The 18829-nt window shown below is 65.9% G+C and carries 14 protein-coding genes; 7 read left to right on the top strand and 7 right to left on the bottom strand.

Translation table 11 applies throughout. The features are described 5' to 3' along the window. Positions 1–70: 70 nt before the first annotated feature. The 4 genes from ACODS0_RS24685 to ACODS0_RS24670 all read right to left on the bottom strand — a co-directional run bounded on the left by ACODS0_RS24685 (position 71) and on the right by ACODS0_RS24670 (position 4458). Positions 71–2020, bottom strand: a complete 1950-nt coding sequence (locus ACODS0_RS24685) for a bifunctional diguanylate cyclase/phosphodiesterase (protein ID WP_488837778.1) — start codon at positions 2018–2020, stop codon at positions 71–73. Positions 2021–2099: 79 nt separating this feature from the next. Continuing rightward, a complete protein-coding gene (locus ACODS0_RS24680; protein ID WP_056743307.1) occupies positions 2100–2855 on the bottom strand; it encodes a sulfite exporter TauE/SafE family protein in 756 nt (251 codons plus the stop codon). Between the two features lie 218 nt (positions 2856–3073). After that, on the bottom strand, positions 3074–3703 hold the full coding sequence (locus tag ACODS0_RS24675; RefSeq protein WP_121422789.1) for a pyridoxamine 5'-phosphate oxidase family protein: 630 nt from the start codon (positions 3701–3703) through the stop codon (positions 3074–3076). Between the two features lie 188 nt (positions 3704–3891). Further along, entirely contained in the window at positions 3892–4458 is a 567-nt protein-coding gene (locus ACODS0_RS24670; protein ID WP_121508637.1) for a carboxymuconolactone decarboxylase family protein, read from the bottom strand. Positions 4459–4629: 171 nt separating this feature from the next. On the opposite strand from ACODS0_RS24670, the gene ACODS0_RS24665 reads away from it, so the two are divergent. From ACODS0_RS24665 to ACODS0_RS24655, 3 genes are all read left to right on the top strand, one after another. After that, complete coding sequence (locus ACODS0_RS24665; RefSeq protein WP_121420616.1) at positions 4630–5529, top strand: helix-turn-helix transcriptional regulator; 900 nt, start codon at positions 4630–4632, stop codon at positions 5527–5529. A gap of 191 nt (positions 5530–5720) precedes the next feature. Next, positions 5721–6218 (top strand): hypothetical protein, encoded by a 498-nt coding sequence (locus tag ACODS0_RS24660; protein ID WP_488837775.1) that lies wholly within the window; start codon positions 5721–5723, stop codon positions 6216–6218. After that, positions 6215–6478, top strand: coding sequence for a hypothetical protein (locus ACODS0_RS24655; protein WP_055398673.1), 264 nt, complete (start codon positions 6215–6217; stop codon positions 6476–6478). Before ACODS0_RS24660 ends, ACODS0_RS24655 begins: the two co-directional genes overlap by 4 nt. Positions 6479–6487: 9 nt before the next feature. On the opposite strand, the gene ACODS0_RS24650 is transcribed toward ACODS0_RS24655, so the two are convergent. Genes ACODS0_RS24650 through ACODS0_RS24640 form a run of 3 tightly spaced genes read right to left on the bottom strand, consistent with a single transcriptional unit; the run spans position 6488 to position 10962 of the window. Continuing rightward, entirely contained in the window at positions 6488–8134 is a 1647-nt protein-coding gene (locus tag ACODS0_RS24650) for an acyl-CoA synthetase (RefSeq protein ID WP_488837773.1), read from the bottom strand. 50 nt (positions 8135–8184) lie between these two features. Beyond that, complete coding sequence (locus tag ACODS0_RS24645; RefSeq protein ID WP_488837771.1) at positions 8185–9855, bottom strand: diguanylate cyclase domain-containing protein; 1671 nt, start codon at positions 9853–9855, stop codon at positions 8185–8187. Positions 9856–9858: 3 nt separating this feature from the next. After that, positions 9859–10962 (bottom strand): ABC transporter substrate-binding protein, encoded by a 1104-nt coding sequence (locus tag ACODS0_RS24640; protein ID WP_488837769.1) that lies wholly within the window; start codon positions 10960–10962, stop codon positions 9859–9861. Between the two features lie 60 nt (positions 10963–11022). Between ACODS0_RS24640 and dnaG the strand changes: the two genes are divergently transcribed. From dnaG to ACODS0_RS24620, 4 genes are all read left to right on the top strand, one after another. Continuing rightward, positions 11023–13068 carry a DNA primase gene (gene dnaG / locus ACODS0_RS24635; RefSeq protein WP_487256122.1) on the top strand — a complete coding sequence of 682 codons (2046 nt, stop codon included), beginning with the start codon at positions 11023–11025 and terminating at the stop codon, positions 13066–13068. A 257-nt stretch (positions 13069–13325) separates the two neighbouring features. Next, the gene (gene rpoD / locus ACODS0_RS24630) at positions 13326–15695 is read left to right on the top strand and encodes an RNA polymerase sigma factor RpoD (protein ID WP_488837767.1); all 2370 of its coding nucleotides are present in this window, start codon (positions 13326–13328) and stop codon (positions 15693–15695) included. Between the two features lie 312 nt (positions 15696–16007). Continuing rightward, on the top strand, positions 16008–17027 hold the full coding sequence (locus ACODS0_RS24625) for a Bug family tripartite tricarboxylate transporter substrate binding protein (protein WP_436129671.1): 1020 nt from the start codon (positions 16008–16010) through the stop codon (positions 17025–17027). Positions 17028–17142: 115 nt separating this feature from the next. Further along, on the top strand, positions 17143–18756 hold the full coding sequence (locus ACODS0_RS24620) for a methyl-accepting chemotaxis protein (protein ID WP_233559230.1): 1614 nt from the start codon (positions 17143–17145) through the stop codon (positions 18754–18756). Positions 18757–18829: the final 73 nt, after the last annotated feature.

Genomic DNA, 18829 nt, shown 5'->3' with positions numbered 1-18829 from the left:
AGATAAAGCGCTCAACGCTCCCGAATGATGAGCAAAACACCAGAGCCATCCCTCGATGGCTGGCTCCTCGTCAGCCGGGTGGACCTGCAACACCGCCATCGGCCAGCGGGCTCAGTGCGGTGTCGATGCTGAAGCGGTTCTTGCCTGCCTGCTTGGCCGCATACATCGCAGCATCGGCCTGGGCGAGCAGCGCATCGGCATCGGTGCCATGGCGCGGGTAGAGCGCCGCGCCCACGCTGGCCGAGATGTGGGCAACAGCCCCCTCCAGCACAAAAGGCTGCTCCATCGCGGACAGCACCTTGCCGGCCACGACCTCGCAGAGGTCTGCCCGCTCGATGGTGGCCAGCACGATGCCGAACTCGTCGCCGCCCAGGCGCGCCACGGTGTCTTCGGCGCGCACGCAGTCTTCCAGCCGCCGTGCCACCTGCTGCAGCAGCAGGTCGCCTGCTGCATGGCCCCACTGGTCGTTGACGGACTTGAACCCGTCCAGGTCCACATAGAGCACTGCGGCGTGCCGCCCGTGGCGCCGGGCCGTTTGGAGCACACGCGCCAAGCGGTCGTGGAACATCACGCGGTTGGACAGGCCCGTGAGCGCGTCGTGCAGCACATCGTGCGACAGGCGCATCTCCAGCTCCTTGCGCGCGCTGATGTCCTGCGTCACCACCACCAGAAAGTCCGGGTGACCCTGGGCGTCCTTGACGAGGCCCAGCGCTTCGTACACCCACAACAGGCCGCCGTCCTTGCGCCGGTAGGCCTTTTCCATCTCGGGGGAGAACACGGGTGAGTGCGCCACCAGGCGCCGCGCCAGAAAGCGGCGCAGGGCTTCACGCTCGCCCTCGTCGCTCAGCGCAAACAGGTCGCGCTGGCGCAGCTCCTCCAGCGAATAGCCCAGCATGCGGCAGAACTTGTCGTTTGCACGCAGGATGCGGCCTTCGGGCGTGATGTGAGCGATGCCGGTGGCCGCCTGGTGGAAGGTGGCGCGGAACAGGCCCTCGCTGGACGCCAGTGCATCGGCCACGGCCCGCTGGCGTGCCAGCACCACAATGAGCAGCGCGCCAAAACACAGCAGCGCCACACTGGCCCCTGCCGCCAGGGCGAGGTAGTCAACGCGCCGCTGCATCACCGGCGCCAGCACCTCGTCGGAGGTCGACCCCACCGTCACCATCAACGGGTAGCCCGCCATGCTGCGGTAGCTGAGGATGCGCGGCACACCGTCCACCGCGCCGTTCTCATCGATCAGTTCTCCTTCAGGGTCTTGCGCGCGGAGCTGAAACCAGGGCAGGCCTCGCGCATCGCCGCCAAAGCTGATCTTGCCCCCTGCCTTGCGGCCGCGCACCACGCCGTCCAGCCCTGTCAGCTCCAGCAGCCCCTGTGCGCCCAGGTCGGCCTGGCGGTAAAAGTCGGTGAAGTTCGTCGGGTCCACCGACATCACCACCACACCACCAAAGCGGCCTCCCTCGCTCACGATGCGCAGCGCCATCGGAATGCGCCACTGCCCCGACACTCGGCCCAGCACAGGCTCGCTCACAAACAGGTCATCGCGATCGCTGGCACGCAGCGCCTTGAAAAAGGCGCGGTCGCTGTAGTTGACGGCCCCGGTCTCCTGGCTGCTGCTGACGATGTCGCCCTGCTCGTTCACCACGCTGATGATGGTGAACATGGGCTCGCGGATCACCCCCCGCTCCACCCAATCGCGCAGGTCGATGTCGGTGCCCTGCTGCAGGTACTGCTCGCGCACAAAGGCGGCGACCTGCTCGGCCGCCTTGAGGGTGCGGAACACCTGCTGCTCGAAGGCGATGGCCAGGTTGGCATTGGACTGCATGGCGGAGGCCACGGCCTGCTCGCGCTCGAACGCCACGCGCTGCAGCGTGACCAGCCACAAGCCCGCCACGGCAACGATGCAGCCCAGCGCCAGCGCCAGGCTCAGCGGCGTGACAAGGCGATAGCGGCGACGCGGGGCCCCGGCCTCAAGACGGTCGTCCGCGTCCGGTGGCCGCGTGGTGTCATCTTTTTGGTGCATGCCCCTCCCAATGTAACGGGGCATGTGCGGCAAGTCGACAACAGGATGGCCACCGGGCGCGGCCCACGCAAAAGGAACCCTATGCGAGCCGCGCCAGCACCTTGGGCAAGCTGGCCACCAGCATCGCCACGCCCGACAAGGTCAACATGCCCAGCACGATCTGCCGGAACCGCGCGTCGCTGATACCGTGGTACAGCCGCGCTCCCAGCAGCACGGGCACCAGCATGGCGGGCACCACAATGGCCAGCAGCGGCAGCGCCTCGCGAGTGACGAGGCCGGTGGCCAGGTAGGTGATGAAGGTCACCAGCAGCATGGCCAGGTTGAAGTTCTGGATGATGGCGCGCTGCACGTCCTTGTCCAGACCGCGCAAGGTGCACCACAGGGTGGGCAGCACGCCGGTGAAGCCGCCCAGGCCTCCCATCACGCCGCCCGCCATGCCCACCAGCGCGTCGGCCACGCGCCCGCCGCGCGTGATGCGGGGCAGCTGTTTGGCCATCAGCATGGCTGGGCACCAAAGCACCAACAGCGTGCCCAGGATGACCTTGAACGCGTCCATGTCCAGCCGGGGCAATACGGCCACGCCAATGGGGATGCCCACCAGGCCACCCAGCACAAAGGGCAGCAGGCGCACCCGGTCAAACCCCCGGCGCACGGTGGCCGCCGCCACCAGCTGGCCGGTGAGCGCGCCGCACACCGCCAGCAGCGCGGCCAGGCGGGGTTCCAGCGTCCAGGCCCAGAACGACATGGCCACCATGCCAAAGCCGAAGCCCGACAGGCCCTGCACAAACCCGGCGGCCACGGCGCCCAGGGCTACGATCAACAGCACGGAATCCATTGCACCTCCACTGCTATCGGCTGCGTTCAACAATCCGCTCACGCTGAGCTTGTCGGAGCGCTGCACAAGGCTTCGACGAGCTCCGCCTGAACGGCTTCGGTGATCGCAGACACGCAATTCGTTTTAAGGGGCTGGTGAGCCAGCCGTGTCCATTGTGCAGGTTGGTTCGCAGGCGCACTCGAGCACAGGAGCACCTTGGCCCGCACACACCTTGTCCATCAATACAACGTGGCTTGCTGGCGCGCGGGCAGTTCGCGGTCGTAGGTGGCGCCGTCAAACCGGCCCTGCGTGATGGACGCGAGGATGGCACCAGGGGTCGGCACCGTGCGCGGGGTGCCAGGCGGTACAGCGCTCCATAGGCGCGAGCGTTGGATGGCGCGGGCGCACTGGAAGTACACGGCTTGCACATCAACGACGATCACGCATTTGGGCGACTGGCCGTTGACCACGAACCGCACCAGCAGGTCGGGCGCCACGCTGATGCGCGCGTGGCCGTTGACGCGCAGGGTTTCGCCCACGCCGGGGATGAGAAACAGCAGCGCCACGCGCGGGTCTGCCACGATGTTGCGCAGGCTGTCGGCGCGGTTGTTGCCGCGGCGCTCGGGCAGGAGCAGAGTCTTATCGTCCTGCAGCTGCACAAAGCCCGCCGGGTCACCACGCGGCGAGGCGTCCAGCCCGCCAGGGCCGGTGGTGGCCAGCACGGCAAAGGGCGACGCCGCGATCATGGCGCGGTAGGCGGGGTGCACATACGGGAGCTCTTTGTGGACGGAGGCGTCGCTGAGTGGGCCCAGCAAGGCCTCCAGGCGTGGCAGGGTGTCGATGGCATGCTCGTCGCGGGTGGGTGTCATGGCGGTAGCTTCCTTGGGGTAGGGTGGCAAGGGAACGGCCATGGTGCGGCAGGCCCGCCGCCCCGACAAACGACTTTGCGGCAGGTCACGCGTGCAAAAAGCGCACACATGGAGTCCGGCATTGGGAGTGTCGTGCCAGGGGCGGAGCGCAATCCGGCCCGTAGGCAAGACACGCGCCGCTCCTTTGTTCAGCGTGCGGGACGCAGCTTGACGCCGGGGAAATCCACCGGCACCGCGAGCGCCACGTTCACGTAGTTGGTGAACAGGTTGAGCGCCACATGGCCCACGATCTCGACGATGTGCTCGTCGCTCCAGCCGTGGTCGCGCAGCGCCTGCACATCGGTGGCATCCACCTGGCCACGTTCATTGACCAGCTTCAGCGCAAAGCGCAGCACGGCGGCGGTGCGCGGGTCGGCGGATTCGCCCGACTGCGCGGCGGCCAAATCGTCGCCGCTCACGCCTGCCTTGCGGCCCAGCGCGGTGTGGGCGGCCAGGCAGTAGTCGCAGGCATTGCGGTTGGCCACGGCCACGGCGATCTGCTCGCCCAGTGCGGCACCGATCACGCCGCCACCCAGCGCACCAAAGGCGGCCCACATGCTTTGCAGCCCGGCAGGCGAGTTGGCCACCGCGCGGAACATGTTGGGGGTGGCACCGAAAGCGCCGTGGATCTGGTCGAGCACGGTGCGCACGGGGCCGGTGGCGGCGGTGCGGTCAACGAGGGGGACGCGGGCAACGGAAGATGAGTTAGCGGACATGGTGTGGATTTCCTTGAAGGTCATGAAAGACGGTTTGGTTTAAAGGGCCGGTGCTTGGTTAAGGGGTTAAGCACCGGGTGCCTGTTCTCAGCACCCTTGCAGTGTCCAGCGTCAGCTCGTACCATTGGACACATAAAATCCATTATTCATACCCAATCATCCAGAATCACCATGAATGCCCGCGACACTTGCACCACGCCTCTGCCAACGCAGGCACCCGCTCCGTTTGACCGGCTGTCGTCGCTGCTGGAGCGCTTTCGGGTGCGCGCCCACCTGTTCCACAGTGGCCCGCTGTGCGGCGTGACCCACTTTGCGGCGGCGCCCGGGCGCGGGTTTCTGCATGTGCTGCGCCGTGGCGAGATGGTGGTGACGCACCAGCCCCAGGCGGGGCCACCGGAGCGGCTGGAGGTAGCTGAGCCCAGCCTGCTCTTCTACGCCCGACCGCTGGAGCATTTTTTTCACAACGCGCCCACGGAGGGCTCGGATTTCACCTGCGCGGCGCTGGACTTTGACGGTGGTGCCAGCCACCCGCTGGCCCGCGCCCTGCCCCCGCTGGTGCTGCTGCCCCTGGGCAAGGTGGACGGGCTGCAGCAGTCCCTTGACCTGCTGTTTGCCGAAACCGACCGCCTGCGCTGCGGCCACCGCGTGCTGGCCGACCGGCTGTTTGAAGTGGTGCTGCTGCAACTGCTGCGCTGGCTGCTGGACCACCCTGAGCAGGCGCACATGCCGCCCGGCCTGCTCACGGGTCTCGCCGACCCTGCCCTGGCCCGCGCCCTCACCGCCTTGCACGATGCGCCGGGCCAGCCATGGAGCCTGGCGCAGATGGCGCAGCAGGCAGGCATGTCGCGCAGTGCGTTTGCGGCCCGCTTCAAGGCGGTGGTGGGCGACACCCCCGCCGACTACCTGGCGCACTGGCGGCTGACGCTGGCACAGGCCCATCTGCGCGGCGGACGGTCGTTGAAGTCGATTGCCAACGAGCTGGGTTACGCCAACCCCTCGGCGCTGTCGCGCGTGTTTGCGCAGAAGGTGGGCATGTCGCCACGGGTCTGGCTGGAGGGCCTTGCAGCATAGCGAGCTAAGCCGCCACCTCCTCTGCCCGGCTGGACGCGCGGCCCACGGGCCGCCACAATTTCCTGCGCCGGCTGCGCAGCGCCAGGATTTTGATAAAAACAGGCCCTGGCGCTTATCCTGATTGCGCAAACAGCTATTTAATTGATAGCAAAGCTCTGCAAATTAATCAGCCGCCGGAAAGGACTCACACCATGAACGCCGCTCTCACCCAACTGGCAACCGACTGCGGGCTGGCCAGCGACGCCCACACCCCGCTGCGCCTGGCCTTTGGCCTGGCCTGTGTGCAGCGCGTGCGCCATCTGCTGGAAGATCCGGAGGCCATCGAGGGCCTCGACGTGCTGGCCGCGTTCACGGCGGGCACGGTGGATGCGGCCACTTTGGCCAACGCAGCAGAGCGGCTGAAAGCGGTGGCCTCGCACCACCGGGGCTCGCAGTCGCTAGACGGGTCGGCCCATGCCGCCGTGTCGGCCACCTACGCTGTGGCCAACGCGCTGGCGGGCCGGGCGCTGGAGGCCGCCAGCTACGCGGCCTATGCCACGGTGTATGCCTATGGCGGGTATGCGGTGCAAGACCTCTCGGCGTTTGAGCCGGAGCACCAGTGGCAGGTGCAGGCGCTGCAGCGGCTGCTGGACGATGCGGCGACCCAGCGGTCGGCGAGGCCCCTTGCCGCCAGCCAGCCCTGCGCATGAGCCGCCAGCAGGTTCTCGCCGCGCTGGCCGCCCCGCTGCGCGTGATCCTAGAGGCCGAACTGGCGCAGGGCAACGTTATCGACGAGGTGGCGGACTGGCCGCCCCGGTGCGAGTTGCTCGTGATCCTGCGCCGCCCTTTCGCGAAGGCCTACCCGACCGGGCCTGGCGTGGAGTTCACCGCCATCGAAGACCGGCACTACTGGAAGTCCGAATACAACCTGGAGGACGGTCGGCAGACGCTGGCGTGCGGTTTTGGCTGAGCCGGGTGATCAGACGTTGATGGCGGCCGCCGACCCGGCCTGCTTGCGCAGCTCAAACTTCTGGATCTTGCCGGTGCTGGTCTTGGGCAGCTCGCCAAACACCACGGCGCGCGGCACCTTGAAGCCCGCCAGGTGCTTCTTGCAGTGCGCCACGATGTCTTCGGGCGTGGTCTGCGCACCGGCCTTCAGCTCCACAAACGCGCAGGGCGTCTCGCCCCACTTGGGGTCGGGCTTGGCCACCACGGCGGCGGCCAGCACGTCGGGGTGGCGGTAGAGCACGTCTTCGACCTCTATGGACGAGATGTTCTCGCCGCCCGAGATGATGATGTCCTTGCTGCGGTCCTTGATCTTGATGTAGCCGTCGGGGTACTGCACGGCCAGGTCGCCGCTGTGGAACCAGCCGCCTGCAAACGCTTCTTCCGTCGCCTTGGGGTTCTTGAGGTAGCCCTTCATGGCGATGTTGCCCTTGAACATGATCTCGCCCATGGTTTCGCCGTCCTGTGGCACGGGCAGCATGGTCTCGGGGTCGAGCACGCGCACATCGCGCTCCAGGTGGTAGCGCACGCCCTGGCGGGCGTTGAGGCGGGCGCGCTCGCCAATGTCCAGGGCATCCCAGGCTTCGTGTTTGGCACACACGGTGGCGGGGCCATACACCTCGGTCAGGCCGTACACATGGGTCAGGTCGAACCCCATTTTTTCCATGCCCTCGATCATCGAGGCCGGTGGCGCGGCGCCCGCCACCATGGCCTTGACGCCTGCGGGGATGCCCACCTTCATCGCGTCGGGCGCGTTGACCAGCAGGCCGTGCACGATGGGCGCGCCACAGTAGTGGGTTACGCCGTGGGTGCGAATGGCGTCGAAGATGGCCTGCGCGTCCACCCTGCGCAGGCACACGTTGACGCCTGCGCGGGCTGCGATGGTCCACGGAAAGCACCAGCCGTTGCAGTGGAACATGGGCAGCGTCCACAGGTACACCGCATGTTTGGGCATGTCCCACTCCAGCACGTTGCTGATGGCATTGCTGGCCGCGCCCCGGTGGTGGTAGACCACGCCCTTGGGGTTGCCGGTGGTGCCGGACGTGTAGTTGAGCGCTATCGCATCCCACTCGTCGGCGGGCAGGCTCCAGGCAAAGGTGGCGTCTCCGCTGGCCACGAAGGCGTCGTAGTCGGTGCCGCCCAGGCTTTGAACGGCGGGGCCATAAAGCGCGTCCTGCACCTCGATCACGCGGATGGGGGTAGTGCCCGTGCGCAGGGCCAGTGCCTTGGCCATGGTGCCGGTGAACTCCGGGTCCACGATGACGGCCTTGGCCTCGCCGTGGTCGAGCATGAAGGCGATGGCCTCCGGGTCGAGCCGGGTGTTGAGGGTGTTGAGCACCGCGCCGGCCATGGGCACGCCAAAGTGCGCCTCCACCATGGGTGGGGTGTTGGGCAGCATCACGGCCACGGTGTCGTTCTTGCCAATGCCGGCCTTGGTCAGCGCGCTGGCCAGCTGGCGGCAGCGCGCGTAGGTCTGTGCCCAGGTCTGGCGCAGCGTGCCGTGCACGATGGCAAGACGGTCGGGGTAGACCTCGGCCGTGCGTTCGATGAACGACAGGGGGGACAGGGCAGCGAAGTTGGCTTCGGTGCGGGGCAGGTGCTGGTCAAAGATGGAGGTCATGGGTCGGTGCTGAGAGGTAAACAGAACGCAGCCTACCGCCCCAGGCTGACTCAAACCCTTCGGCGGCGACTCTGCTTGATACGGTACATCGCCGCGTCGGCGCTGGCCAGCAGCGTGTGCGCGTCGTGCGCGTCGCGCGGGAACAGACTCACGCCGATGCTGGCTCGCACCGGGAAGGGCTGGCCTTCGATGTCGAGCGGAGACTCGAAGGCCTGCTCCAGCTTGGCAGCGATCTGCAGGGCCGCATCTTCGGAATCCACGTTCTCGCACAACACGGTGAATTCGTCGCCCGCAAGCCGGGCCACGGTGTCGGCCTGGCGCACGGCGCCTACGATGGTGCGGGCCACGGCCTGCAACACCAGGTCGCCCACGGCGTGCCCCCGCCCGTCATTGATGGCCTTGAAGTCATCCAGGTCCACAAACAGCAGCGCGCAGTCACGCCCGCTGCGGCGCGACAGCTCCAGCGCCTGCGCCAGGCGCTGCTCGAACATGCGGCGGTTGGGCAGGCCGGTGAGTGCGTCGTGGTGTGCCAGGTGGGCCATGGCATCGCGGCTGGCGTTGAGTTCGTTCATCTGGCGCAGGATCTGCTGCTCCATGTCTTGAAAGCTGCGCGCCAGCTCACCCACCTCGTCCTCGCGATCCACCGGCAGCACGCCGTGGGGACGGCCCTGCGGCAGTGCCTGCGTGGCACGCACCATGGCTTTGAGGGGCTGGGTGACCACGCGTGAAACCAACGCCGCCAGCACCACCCCCACGGCACTCAGCACCAGCAGGATCTTGAGGATGCTGTTGCCCAGGTTCACCACCTCGCCCTGGACCGCCGCCAGTGGTTGCGAGAGCCCCACCACCATGAACCGCTTTTCCTCCTCGCGCCCGAAGGGCATGCGCACGAACGAGAAGACGCGGGCCTCTTCGTCGTCAGTGCCCGGCAGGCTGAGCACCACCTCTTCCTGGTGGCCCCCGACCAGTGCGGCCACGGGCGCAAAGCTGTCCTGGATCAGGATGCGCTGGCCCCGGTCGAACCCGAAGGTCTGGCTGGCGTCCGGGTGCACCAGAAAATCGCCCCAGCGGTTGCTGAGGAAGAAACCATAAGGAGCGGGCAGCGCTGTGTTGAAGCTACGCAGGAAATGCTGCGCCGCCACACGCACCACCACCACGCCACGCACCTGGCCACCCCGCACCACGGGCGAAGCCATGCTGAACACGGGCAGCGGCTCGGCATCGGCTGCGCCTTCGTGGTTGATGCCGAACTCCGATACATAGACCTCGCCCGGCGCCAACGCCAGGGTTTCGAACACAAAGGGGAAGTGGGCCTTCTCCTGCAGTTCGTCCTCGCTGGCGCGGACCCAGGCGTCGCCAGTCCGGTCGATGCGTACGAGCTCCAGGCCAAAGTCCTGCACGCCGATGAAGCGGATCTGCAGGTAGCTCGGGTGGGTGATCAAGCTGGCACGGAACACATCAGCCAGCACGTTCTTGTCCTGCTCTATGGCCGCCACACTGGCCAGAAAAGCCGTGTCGCGCGCCACGGTGCCAAAGCCGGCTTGCATGTGGCGCGCCAGCACCTGCGTGGTGGCCAGCAACGCCTGTTCGGCCCGCCCCTGCAGGCGCGCGCGGCTGGAATCAAAGGTGTAGTAACCCGCAAGAATGGCCGCAAACACACTGAAGGACGCGAGCAGCACCCCCAGCCGCAGCGCAATGCCCCATTTCATGCGGGTTTTCATGGCTCAGAACCGGTTCGGTCGGTCGCCCGACAGGATGCGCTGCCACAGCTGCGCGCGGCGCGCCTCGTCCTCCACGGGCTCCAGCCACACAATGGCGCCTGCGGGGGCATCGCCCGACAGCGCGGGCGGCTCTTCGAGCGTGTTGGCCAGGCCCTGGCGCCGGGTCAGTTCGCGGCTGACGGAGGGGTCGAGCATGTAGTTGATCCACTCGGTGGCCAGCGCCACCTGGGTGGACCGGCGGGTGATGGCCCAGCAGTCCAGCCAGGCCAGCGCCCCTTCGCGCGGTACCACGTAGCCCACATCCAGCCCCGCATCCCGCAACTGCTTGAGCTGCTGCTGGCCATAGTTGGCATGCATGACCGCAATGCGGTGTTTGCGAAACAGCTCCAGCGACTCTTCGGGAAGGCTGTAAAACGAGCGCACGTTGCGGCGCAGGGCCACCAGATCCCGCGCCAGCGGGCCAAACTGCGCGGCGGGGATATGGAACGGCGCCATCCCCCGGTACATCGCAGCCAGCGAAAAACCGTGGCTGCTGCCGTCAAATGCCAGCACGCGCCCGCGCCAGCGGGGGTCCCACAGCACGGCAATGGAGGTAGGCGGGGTAGTGATCTGCTGGCGGTCGTAGATCAGCCCCATCTCTGAATAGGTGTAGGGCATCGCATACACGTCCGAACCCTGCGCAATGCCAGCGATGGCATGCAGTTGCCGAAAGCGCGGCAGCTGCCGCTCGGTGTTGGGGATGTTGTGCACGGGCAACGGTGCGAGCAGCCGGCGGGCCACCAGCCGCGCAATTTCGGCCGTATTGGCGGCCACCAGATCAAAACCGGCTCCCTGAGGGTTGGCCAGCTTGGCACGCAGCACATCGTCAGAGGCGACGGTGGTGATCTCCACCTTGGCGCCATGGCGCTTCTCGAAAACCGCCACGATATCGGGATCGGCATACCCGGGCCAGGACAGCACACGCAGCACCGGCGCCGCATGCGCTGCCGTGGGCCACAGGCCTGTTGCCACCAGCGGCAGCAGCACAGCCACATCCCGGCGCCGCAGCATGTGCTGCGCCGAGGTGCCTGCCCCACCCACCGCCTGGTGCCGCAACGTGACTGCCATGCCGAAAGCCCCGCTTCTGCAATATCTGGTAACAAATAGTTTACGCGGACAATACGGGGTGTGACGATCCCACAGTCTTTCATTCAGGAGTTGCTTGCCCGCGTCGATGTGGTCGACATCGTGGGCCGCTACGTGCCATTGAAGAAAGGTGGCGCCAATTTCATGGGGCTGTGCCCCTTCCACGGCGAAAAATCCCCCTCGTTCAGCGTCAGCCCCGCCAAGCAGTTCTACCACTGCTTTGGGTGTGGAAAAAACGGCAATGCCATCAGTTTCCTCATGGAACATGCGGGTATGGGGTTTGTCGAGGCGGTACAGGATCTGGCCCAGCAGGTGGGCCTGCAGGTACCGGACGACGACATCTCCCCACAGGAAAAAGAGCGCGCCGCCGCCGCCCGCCAAAAGCAGGCCACGCTGACCGATGTGCTCGAAAAAGCCGCCGACGCCTACCGCCGCCACCTGCGCGAGTCACAACGCGCTATCGGCTACTTCAAAGGCCGTGGCGTCTCGGGCACCGTGGCCAAGCGCTATGGCCTGGGCTACGCACCGGAGGGCTGGCGCAGCCTGGCCAGCGTGTTCCCGCAATACGACGACCCGCTGCTGGAAGAGAGCGGGTTGGTCATCGTCAACGACGAAGATGGCGGCAAGCGCTATGACCGGTTTCGCGACCGGGTGATGTTCCCCATCCGCAACGTCAAGGGCGAATGCATCGGCTTTGGCGGGCGGGTGTTGGGCGATGACAAGCCCAAGTACCTCAACTCACCCGAAACCCCGGTGTTCCACAAGGGGCGCGAACTGTATGGCCTTTTCGAGGCGCGCACCGCCATCCGCGAGCACGGCTACGCGCTGGTGACCGAAGGCTACATGGACGTGGTAGCGCTGGCGCAGCTGGGCTTTCCGAATGCGGTGGCCACGCTGGGCACGGCCTGCACACCTGAACATGTGCAAAAGCTTCTGCGCTTCACGGAATCGGTGGTGTTCAGCTTCGATGGCGACGCGGCAGGTCGGCGCGCTGCGCGCAAGGCACTCGACGGCGCCCTGCCCCACGCCACGGACACGCGCAGCATCAAATTCCTCTTCTTGCCTGCAGAGCATGACCCCGACAGCTTCATCCGCGCCAACGGCACGGACGCTTTTGCCCGGCACGTGAGCGAGGCCGTGCCGCTCAGCCGCTTCCTGGTTGAATCAGCAAGTGATGGCTGCGATCTGGCCACCGCCGAGGGCCGCGCCCACATGGCCAGCAACGCCCGCCCGCTGTGGACGGCCCTGCCCGATGGCGTGCTCAAGCGCCAGGTGCTCAGCGATCTGGCGGACCTGACCCAGCTCAAGGCCCAGGACCTGGCCGACCTGTGGGGCCAGGCCACGTCGCGCGAGGCACCCCGGTCCTCCCACTCTGGCTACTCTGGCCACCCCGGCGCAGGCAGTGCGCCAGCCCGGCAGGCCCCGGCGGCCTACGATCACGAACCGCCGTCCTGGGACGCCCCGCCCGATGCCGGAGCGTGGCCGCCCCAAGGGGAACCGGCCGGAGGATATCCAGGCAGCTATGGCAATGGCAGCGGCTACGGCAACAACAGGCCCGCATTCCGCAAGGGTGGCGACTGGAAGAGCAACTGGAAGAAAAAGGACAAGGACTCCCCCTGGCCACCCCAGCCCCGCCTGCCACGCACCCCCACGGCCAGCCGCGCGGACCATGCTGCGCGCCTGCTGCTGTCGCACATGGCGTTTCTGGAGGAGCTGACCCACGACGACCACACCACCCTGTGCGCGCAGCCCGCCCCCCACGGCCCGCTGTTCAGCTGGCTGGAAGCGCAGTTTCATGAACATGGCCCCTTGGCCTGGGCTGTGCTGCGCGAAAGCCTGCGCGAGCACGAATGCGAAGCGCTGGCCGTCAAGGTGATGACGGGCTCGCACGCCCAGACCGAAGGCGCAATGCAGGAGCTGCGACTGGAACTGCGCGACCTGCTCAACCGCATGCAGATTGAGGACATCGAGGCACAGCAAAAGCTATTGATGCTCCAAGCGGCTGATGACCCGACGGCCCTGGAGCGTTACCGCGGTTTGGAACAAAAGCGCAGGGTTTTACTCGGCGTGGCTGCAAAGGCGGCTTGAAATCAGCGCCAAAGGTATAATGTAGGGTTAGTTATTGGCAAGAGCGACAGCAGCACCTCCGAGCCGGACCACCGTGACAAACGCGCACAACCGTCCAACCATCGCAAGGACTGCACACCAAATGATCGCCCAGACATCTTGCCCCTGAGGGCCTCCCCTCAAAGCGCAAAGCCCTCGTAGCTTTGCGTTGCCACCCGCGCCGGGACCTGAGGCGCTTGCGTTTTCTTTGTGTCCGTTTTTGATCCTGAGGTTGTTCCATGCCCGCTCAAAAGTCCGCGAAGCCACTCAAGTCTGCTCCAGGTACCGCCGCAAAGGCTGCCACCAAAACCGCTGCCAAAGCCCCGGCCAAGGCTGCTTCTCAAAAAGCTGCCGCCGCGCCCGCCCCGGTTGCCAAGAAAGTGAAAACTGTGCCTGTGAAAAGTTCTGCCGAGCTGACCAAAGCTGCCGATGAATTGCTGAAGAAAAAGCCTGCCCGCGCCAAGGCTGCAGCATCCGACGACGAAGATACCCCGAAGAAGCGCCCAGGCCGCCCTGCCAAGGCCGCTGGTGCCGCCGAAGCCAAAGCCCCCGCCAAGCGTGGACGCAAGCCCAAGGCTGCGGCCGCTGGCGACGAAGGCGGTGACGACACCGACCTGTCCGACATCGAGGCCGACCTGGAAGGTGAAGTCGAAGAAACCACCGAAACCGCAGCCACGGTTGAGAAGGTCAAGCCGCTGCGCATGAAGATCAGCAAGGCGAAGGAACGCGCCTTGATGAAGGAATTCGGCCTGGACGAAACCGTCCTGTCCGAAGAGGACATGGCCAAGCGCCGTGCGCGCCTGAAGGCCCTGATCAAGCTGGGCAAGACGCGCGGCTACCTCACCCACGTTGAAATCAACGACCACTTGCCCGACAAGCTGGTCGATGCCGAAACCCTCGAAGCTGTCATCACCACGCTGAACGACCTGGGTGTGGCGGTGTACGAGCAGACGCCCGACGCTGAGGCGCTGATCATCACGGACAACGCCCCCGCAGGCGCCACCGAAGAAGAGGCGGAAGAAGCCGCTGAAGCCGCGCTGTCCACCGTGGACTCGGAGTTCGGCCGCACCACAGACCCGGTTCGCATGTACATGCGCGAAATGGGCACCGTGGAGCTGCTGACCCGCGAAGGCGAAATCGAAATCGCCAAGCGCATCGAAGGCGGCTTGATGGCCATGATGGAGGCGATCAGCGCATCGCCCGCCACCATCGCCGAGATCCTGAACATGGGCGAAGACATCCGCGAAGGCAAGGTCGTGATCTCGACCATCGTGGACGGCTTCTCCAACCCCAACGAGGCCGACGACTATGTGGCCGAAGAAGACTTCGACGAATTCGACGAAGCCGATGACGACGATGGCAAGGGTGGCTCCAAGGCGCTGACCAAGAAGTTGGAAGAGCTCAAGAAGCAGGCGCTGGAGCGCTTCGACAAGCTGCGCGAGCTGTTCGAGAAGGTCCACAAGGTGTACGACAAGGAAGGCTATGGCACCCCTGCGTACGTGAAGGCCCAGCAGGCCCTGTCGGCCGAGCTGATGACCATCCGCTTCACCGCCAAGACCATCGAGAAGCTGTGCGACATGGTGCGTGGCCAGGTGGACGATGTGCGCAAGAAGGAACGCGAGCTGCGCCGCATCATCGTGGACAAGTGCGGCATGCCCCAAGAGACGTTCATCAAGGACTTCCCGCCCAACCTGCTGAACCTGCAGTGGGTCGAAAAGCAGGCCACTGCTGGCAAGCCCTGGTCGGCCGTGATTGCGCGCAACATCCCGCCCATCCAGGACCTGCAGCAAAAGCTGATGGACCTGCAGTCGCGCGTGGTGGTGCCACTGGCCGAGCTCAAGGGCATCAACAAGCGCATGAACGAAGGTGAAGCCACCTCGCGCGATGCCAAGAAGGAAATGATCGAGGCCAACCTGCGCCTCGTGATCTCGATTGCCAAGAAGTACACGAACCGCGGCCTGCAGTTCCTCGATCTGATCCAGGAAGGCAACATCGGCCTGATGAAGGCGGTGGACAAGTTCGAATACCGCCGGGGCTACAAGTTCTCGACGTATGCCACCTGGTGGATTCGCCAGGCCATCACCCGCTCGATTGCCGATCAGGCGCGCACCATCCGTATCCCGGTGCACATGATCGAGACGATCAACAAGATGAACCGCATCAGCCGCCAGCACTTGCAAGAGTTTGGTTTTGAGCCCGATGCGTCCATCCTGGCGGCCAAGATGGAAATCCCCGAAGACAAGATCCGCAAGATTATGAAGATCGCCAAAGAGCCGATCTCCATGGAAACGCCGATCGGGGACGACGACGACAGCCACCTGGGCGACTTCATCGAAGACGGCGCCAACACCGCGCCCATCGAAGCCGCCATGCAGGCCGGCCTGCGCGACGTGGTCAAGGACATCCTGGATGGCCTGACCCCGCGCGAAGCCAAGGTGCTGCGCATGCGCTTTGGTATCGAGATGACCAGCGACCACACGCTGGAAGAAGTGGGCAAGCAGTTTGACGTGACGCGCGAACGCATCCGCCAGATAGAAGCCAAGGCGCTGCGCAAGCTCAAGCACCCCAGCCGCTCGGACAAGCTGCGCAGCTTCATCGACTCGCTGTAATCCCTGCCCAGCCAGCGGCACACTGAACCCCAGCATTCGTTCAGTACAACGCCCTGCCCCGCAATTGCGGCGCAGGGCGTTTTTCATGGCCAATCCGTTGCGCAAGGCCCAGCGCGTTTACCCTGATACTCCCGACAGCAGACTGACAGCTTGGATGGTGACCATTGCCACCACGTCCAATCAAAAATTGGGAGACTTCCCTGCAGCGTTGCAAGCCGCCCTCTTGCGGTGAGGCTGCGCAGAGAAGCCGACCCTGCTGTCCGGTTGCGTGAAGGACATGCTTTTCACCCCCGCGTTTTCACGAGGTACCCCATGACCCCCCTCAGCCGCCGCAAGGCACTCGCACATGCTGCACTCGCCGCTACGGCGTGGACCGCTTTGACCCCGGCCGCATGGGCGCAAGCCAGCGCCACGGCAGCCCGCCCCACCGCCCCCAAGGCCCCCAAACTGGCGGGCACACTGCGCATCGTGATCCCGGCCAACCCCGGGGGCGGCTGGGACCAGACGGGCCGCGCGCTGGGAGCGGCCCTGGCTGCGGTGGGCGCGGCGGACCAGATCGAGTACGAGAACATTGGCGGCAAGGGCGGCACCATCGGCCTGGCCAAATACGCCGAAAAATACGGCAACGACCCCAACACCCTGCTGATGGGCGGCATGGTGATGGTGGGTGCCGTGGCGCTGCAAAAGCCCGCCGTGGACATGAGCCACATCCAGCCCATTGCCCGGCTCACCAGCGATTACCTGGTGGCAGCGGTAGCCGCCAAATCCCCCATCAAGAACACTAAGGACCTGGCCGATGCCATGCGCGCCGACCTGCGCGCCCTGCCGGTGGCGGGGGGCTCGGCCGGTGGGGTGGACCACATCTTCGCCGGGGTGCTGGCCCGTGCCTCCAAGGCCAAGCCGGAAGACCTGGTCTACAAACCCTTCCCCGGTGGCTCTGAGGTGGTGGACGCCCTGGTGTCGGGCAACGCGGCGGTGGGGCTGTCGGGTTACAGCGAATTCAGTGATGCGATAGCCGCAGGCAAACTGCGCGCCATCGGCGTGTCGTCCCGCCGCAGCGCCTTCGGCCTGCCCGCCTTCCGCGAGCAGGGGCTGGATGCCACCATGGCCAACTGGCGGGGCGTGTTCACCGGCAAAGGGGTGCCCAGCGCCCGCATGGCCGAGATGCTGGCCGCCGTGGAGGCCGCCACCGCCCACGAATCCTGGCTGCGCACGCTCAAAAGCAATCGCTGGGAACCCTCTTGGCTGACAGGCAAGGATTTGGCAGAGTTCATGGAACTGGACCTCACCACGGCACGGGTGATGGTGTACCTGCTCAAGCTGAAGGCATGAAGTGCAACAAGGCCTCTGTGCGGCTGCGGGGCGCCACCCTCGGGCCATACCGGTTTCAGGTTGCAGGCGACGTGCAGCAAGATGGAAAACCGAGATCAACCTTGGGAGCTGACCGATGAAAATGTCCAACCACTCCATCGGCGCACGCATGGCCACCGCACTGGGCCTGGTGCTCGCGCTCCTGCTGGGCGCTGCCCTGTTCGGCATTGCGGCCCTGTACAGCAGCCTGGGCACCTACGAGACCACGGTGCAGGAACGCGTGGCCCAGGAACGTGCGGTGAGCCGCATGGAAAACGAGTTCAAGACCCAGGTGCAGGAGTGGAAGAACACCCTGCTGCGGGGTGAGGATTCGCGCAAGCGCGAACTGCACTGGGCAGCGTTCCAGGCCAGTGAAAAGCGGGTGGCCGACGCCGCCAAGGCGCTGGAGCCGCAACTGACCGATGCGCAGGAAAAGGCAGCGCTGCAGAAATTCACCCAAGCCCACGCGCAGATGGCACAGGGCTACCGCAAGGGTTTTGAGGTGTTCCAGTCGCTCGGTTTTGTGCCCTCTGCGGGTGACGCGGACGTGGCCGACATCGACCAGGGCCCGGCCAAGCTGCTCACCGCACTGAGCGAGCAGGTGGCCGCCAGCAGCGCGACCATTGCAGAGCAGGCGGCCCTGAGCGCGCGGCGTGCGCTCATCAGCAGCCTGGTAGCGCTGGCACTGGTCACGGCCCTGGGCGGCTGTGCGGGCTGGCTGCTCACACGCTCGGTAGTGCGCCCGCTGCGGGTGGCGGTCTCGGTGGCCAACAAGGTGGCGGCCGGCGATCTGACCACCACCATCGAGGTCGATGGCAAGGACGAACCCGCGCGGCTGCTGGAAGCCCTGCGCACCATGCAGGAGAACCTGGAAAACGTGGTGTCGGGCGTGCGCAGCAACGCCGAGGGCGTGGCCAGTGCCAGCGCCGAGATTGCCCAAGGCAATGTGGACCTGAGCATGCGTACCGAAGAGCAGGCCTCGTCGCTGGACGAAACCACCTCTTCGATGCAGCAGCTGCAGGCCACCGTGCAGCAAAACGCCTCCAACGCCCAACGTGCCAGCGAGCTGGCCAAGAGCGGCGCATCGGTGGCCCAGCGCGGTGGCGACGTGGTAACGCAGATGGTGACGGTGGTTCAGGGCATTCAAGACAGCTCACGCCGCATTTCCGACATCATCGGCGTCATCGACAGCATCGCGTTTCAGACCAACATCCTGGCGCTCAATGCTGCCGTGGAAGCAGCACGCGCCGGCGAGCAAGGACGCGGCTTTGCCGTGGTGGCCAGCGAGGTGCGCAACCTGGCCACCCGCAGTGCCAGCGCCGCGCGCGAGATCAAGGCGCTGATCCAGACCAGCGTGGAGCGCGTGCAGGCCGGCTCTGACCTCGCCCGGAACGCGGGCAGCACCATGGGTGAAGTCGTCTCGTCCATCCAGGGCGTGAGCGCGCTCATGGACGAAATCAGCCAGGCGAGCGCGGCCCAGACCTCCGACATGCTGCGCGTCACCCAGGCCATCGTGCGAATGGATGAAACCACCCAGCAAAACGCTGCCCTGGTGGAAGAAAGCGCCGCCGCCGCCGGCAGTCTGAGCGGCCAGGCCCGCCAGCTGGTGGAGGCCGTGGAGGTGTTCCGCCTGCGCCACCAGCAGCCGCAGCTTCAGAACCTTCACCACCACCCGGCAGGGCAGCGCGCCCTGACGGCACCGCAGGGCTGATGAATAGCTATAAAAAACATAGCTACCAGCGCTTGTCACATAAGCGCTAGCGTCCAAAAATATTCAAATTGCG

This window comes from Acidovorax sp. FG60 (assembly GCF_057808995.1).
Note: the sequence above shows the minus strand (reverse complement) of the source record. Positions and strands in the feature narration are given on the sequence as shown.

Coding starts and splice junctions, on each gene's coding strand:
- ACODS0_RS24685 (WP_488837778.1), bottom strand. CDS start 2,020: ATGCACCAAAAAGATGACACCACGCGGCCACCGGACGCGGACGACCGT.
- ACODS0_RS24680 (WP_056743307.1), bottom strand. CDS start 2,855: ATGGATTCCGTGCTGTTGATCGTAGCCCTGGGCGCCGTGGCCGCCGGG.
- ACODS0_RS24675 (WP_121422789.1), bottom strand. CDS start 3,703: ATGACACCCACCCGCGACGAGCATGCCATCGACACCCTGCCACGCCTG.
- ACODS0_RS24670 (WP_121508637.1), bottom strand. CDS start 4,458: ATGTCCGCTAACTCATCTTCCGTTGCCCGCGTCCCCCTCGTTGACCGC.
- ACODS0_RS24665 (WP_121420616.1), top strand. CDS start 4,630: ATGAATGCCCGCGACACTTGCACCACGCCTCTGCCAACGCAGGCACCC.
- ACODS0_RS24660 (WP_488837775.1), top strand. CDS start 5,721: ATGAACGCCGCTCTCACCCAACTGGCAACCGACTGCGGGCTGGCCAGC.
- ACODS0_RS24655 (WP_055398673.1), top strand. CDS start 6,215: ATGAGCCGCCAGCAGGTTCTCGCCGCGCTGGCCGCCCCGCTGCGCGTG.
- ACODS0_RS24650 (WP_488837773.1), bottom strand. CDS start 8,134: ATGACCTCCATCTTTGACCAGCACCTGCCCCGCACCGAAGCCAACTTC.
- ACODS0_RS24645 (WP_488837771.1), bottom strand. CDS start 9,855: ATGAAAACCCGCATGAAATGGGGCATTGCGCTGCGGCTGGGGGTGCTG.
- ACODS0_RS24640 (WP_488837769.1), bottom strand. CDS start 10,962: ATGGCAGTCACGTTGCGGCACCAGGCGGTGGGTGGGGCAGGCACCTCG.
- rpoD (WP_488837767.1), top strand. CDS start 13,326: ATGCCCGCTCAAAAGTCCGCGAAGCCACTCAAGTCTGCTCCAGGTACC.
- ACODS0_RS24625 (WP_436129671.1), top strand. CDS start 16,008: ATGACCCCCCTCAGCCGCCGCAAGGCACTCGCACATGCTGCACTCGCC.
- ACODS0_RS24620 (WP_233559230.1), top strand. CDS start 17,143: ATGAAAATGTCCAACCACTCCATCGGCGCACGCATGGCCACCGCACTG.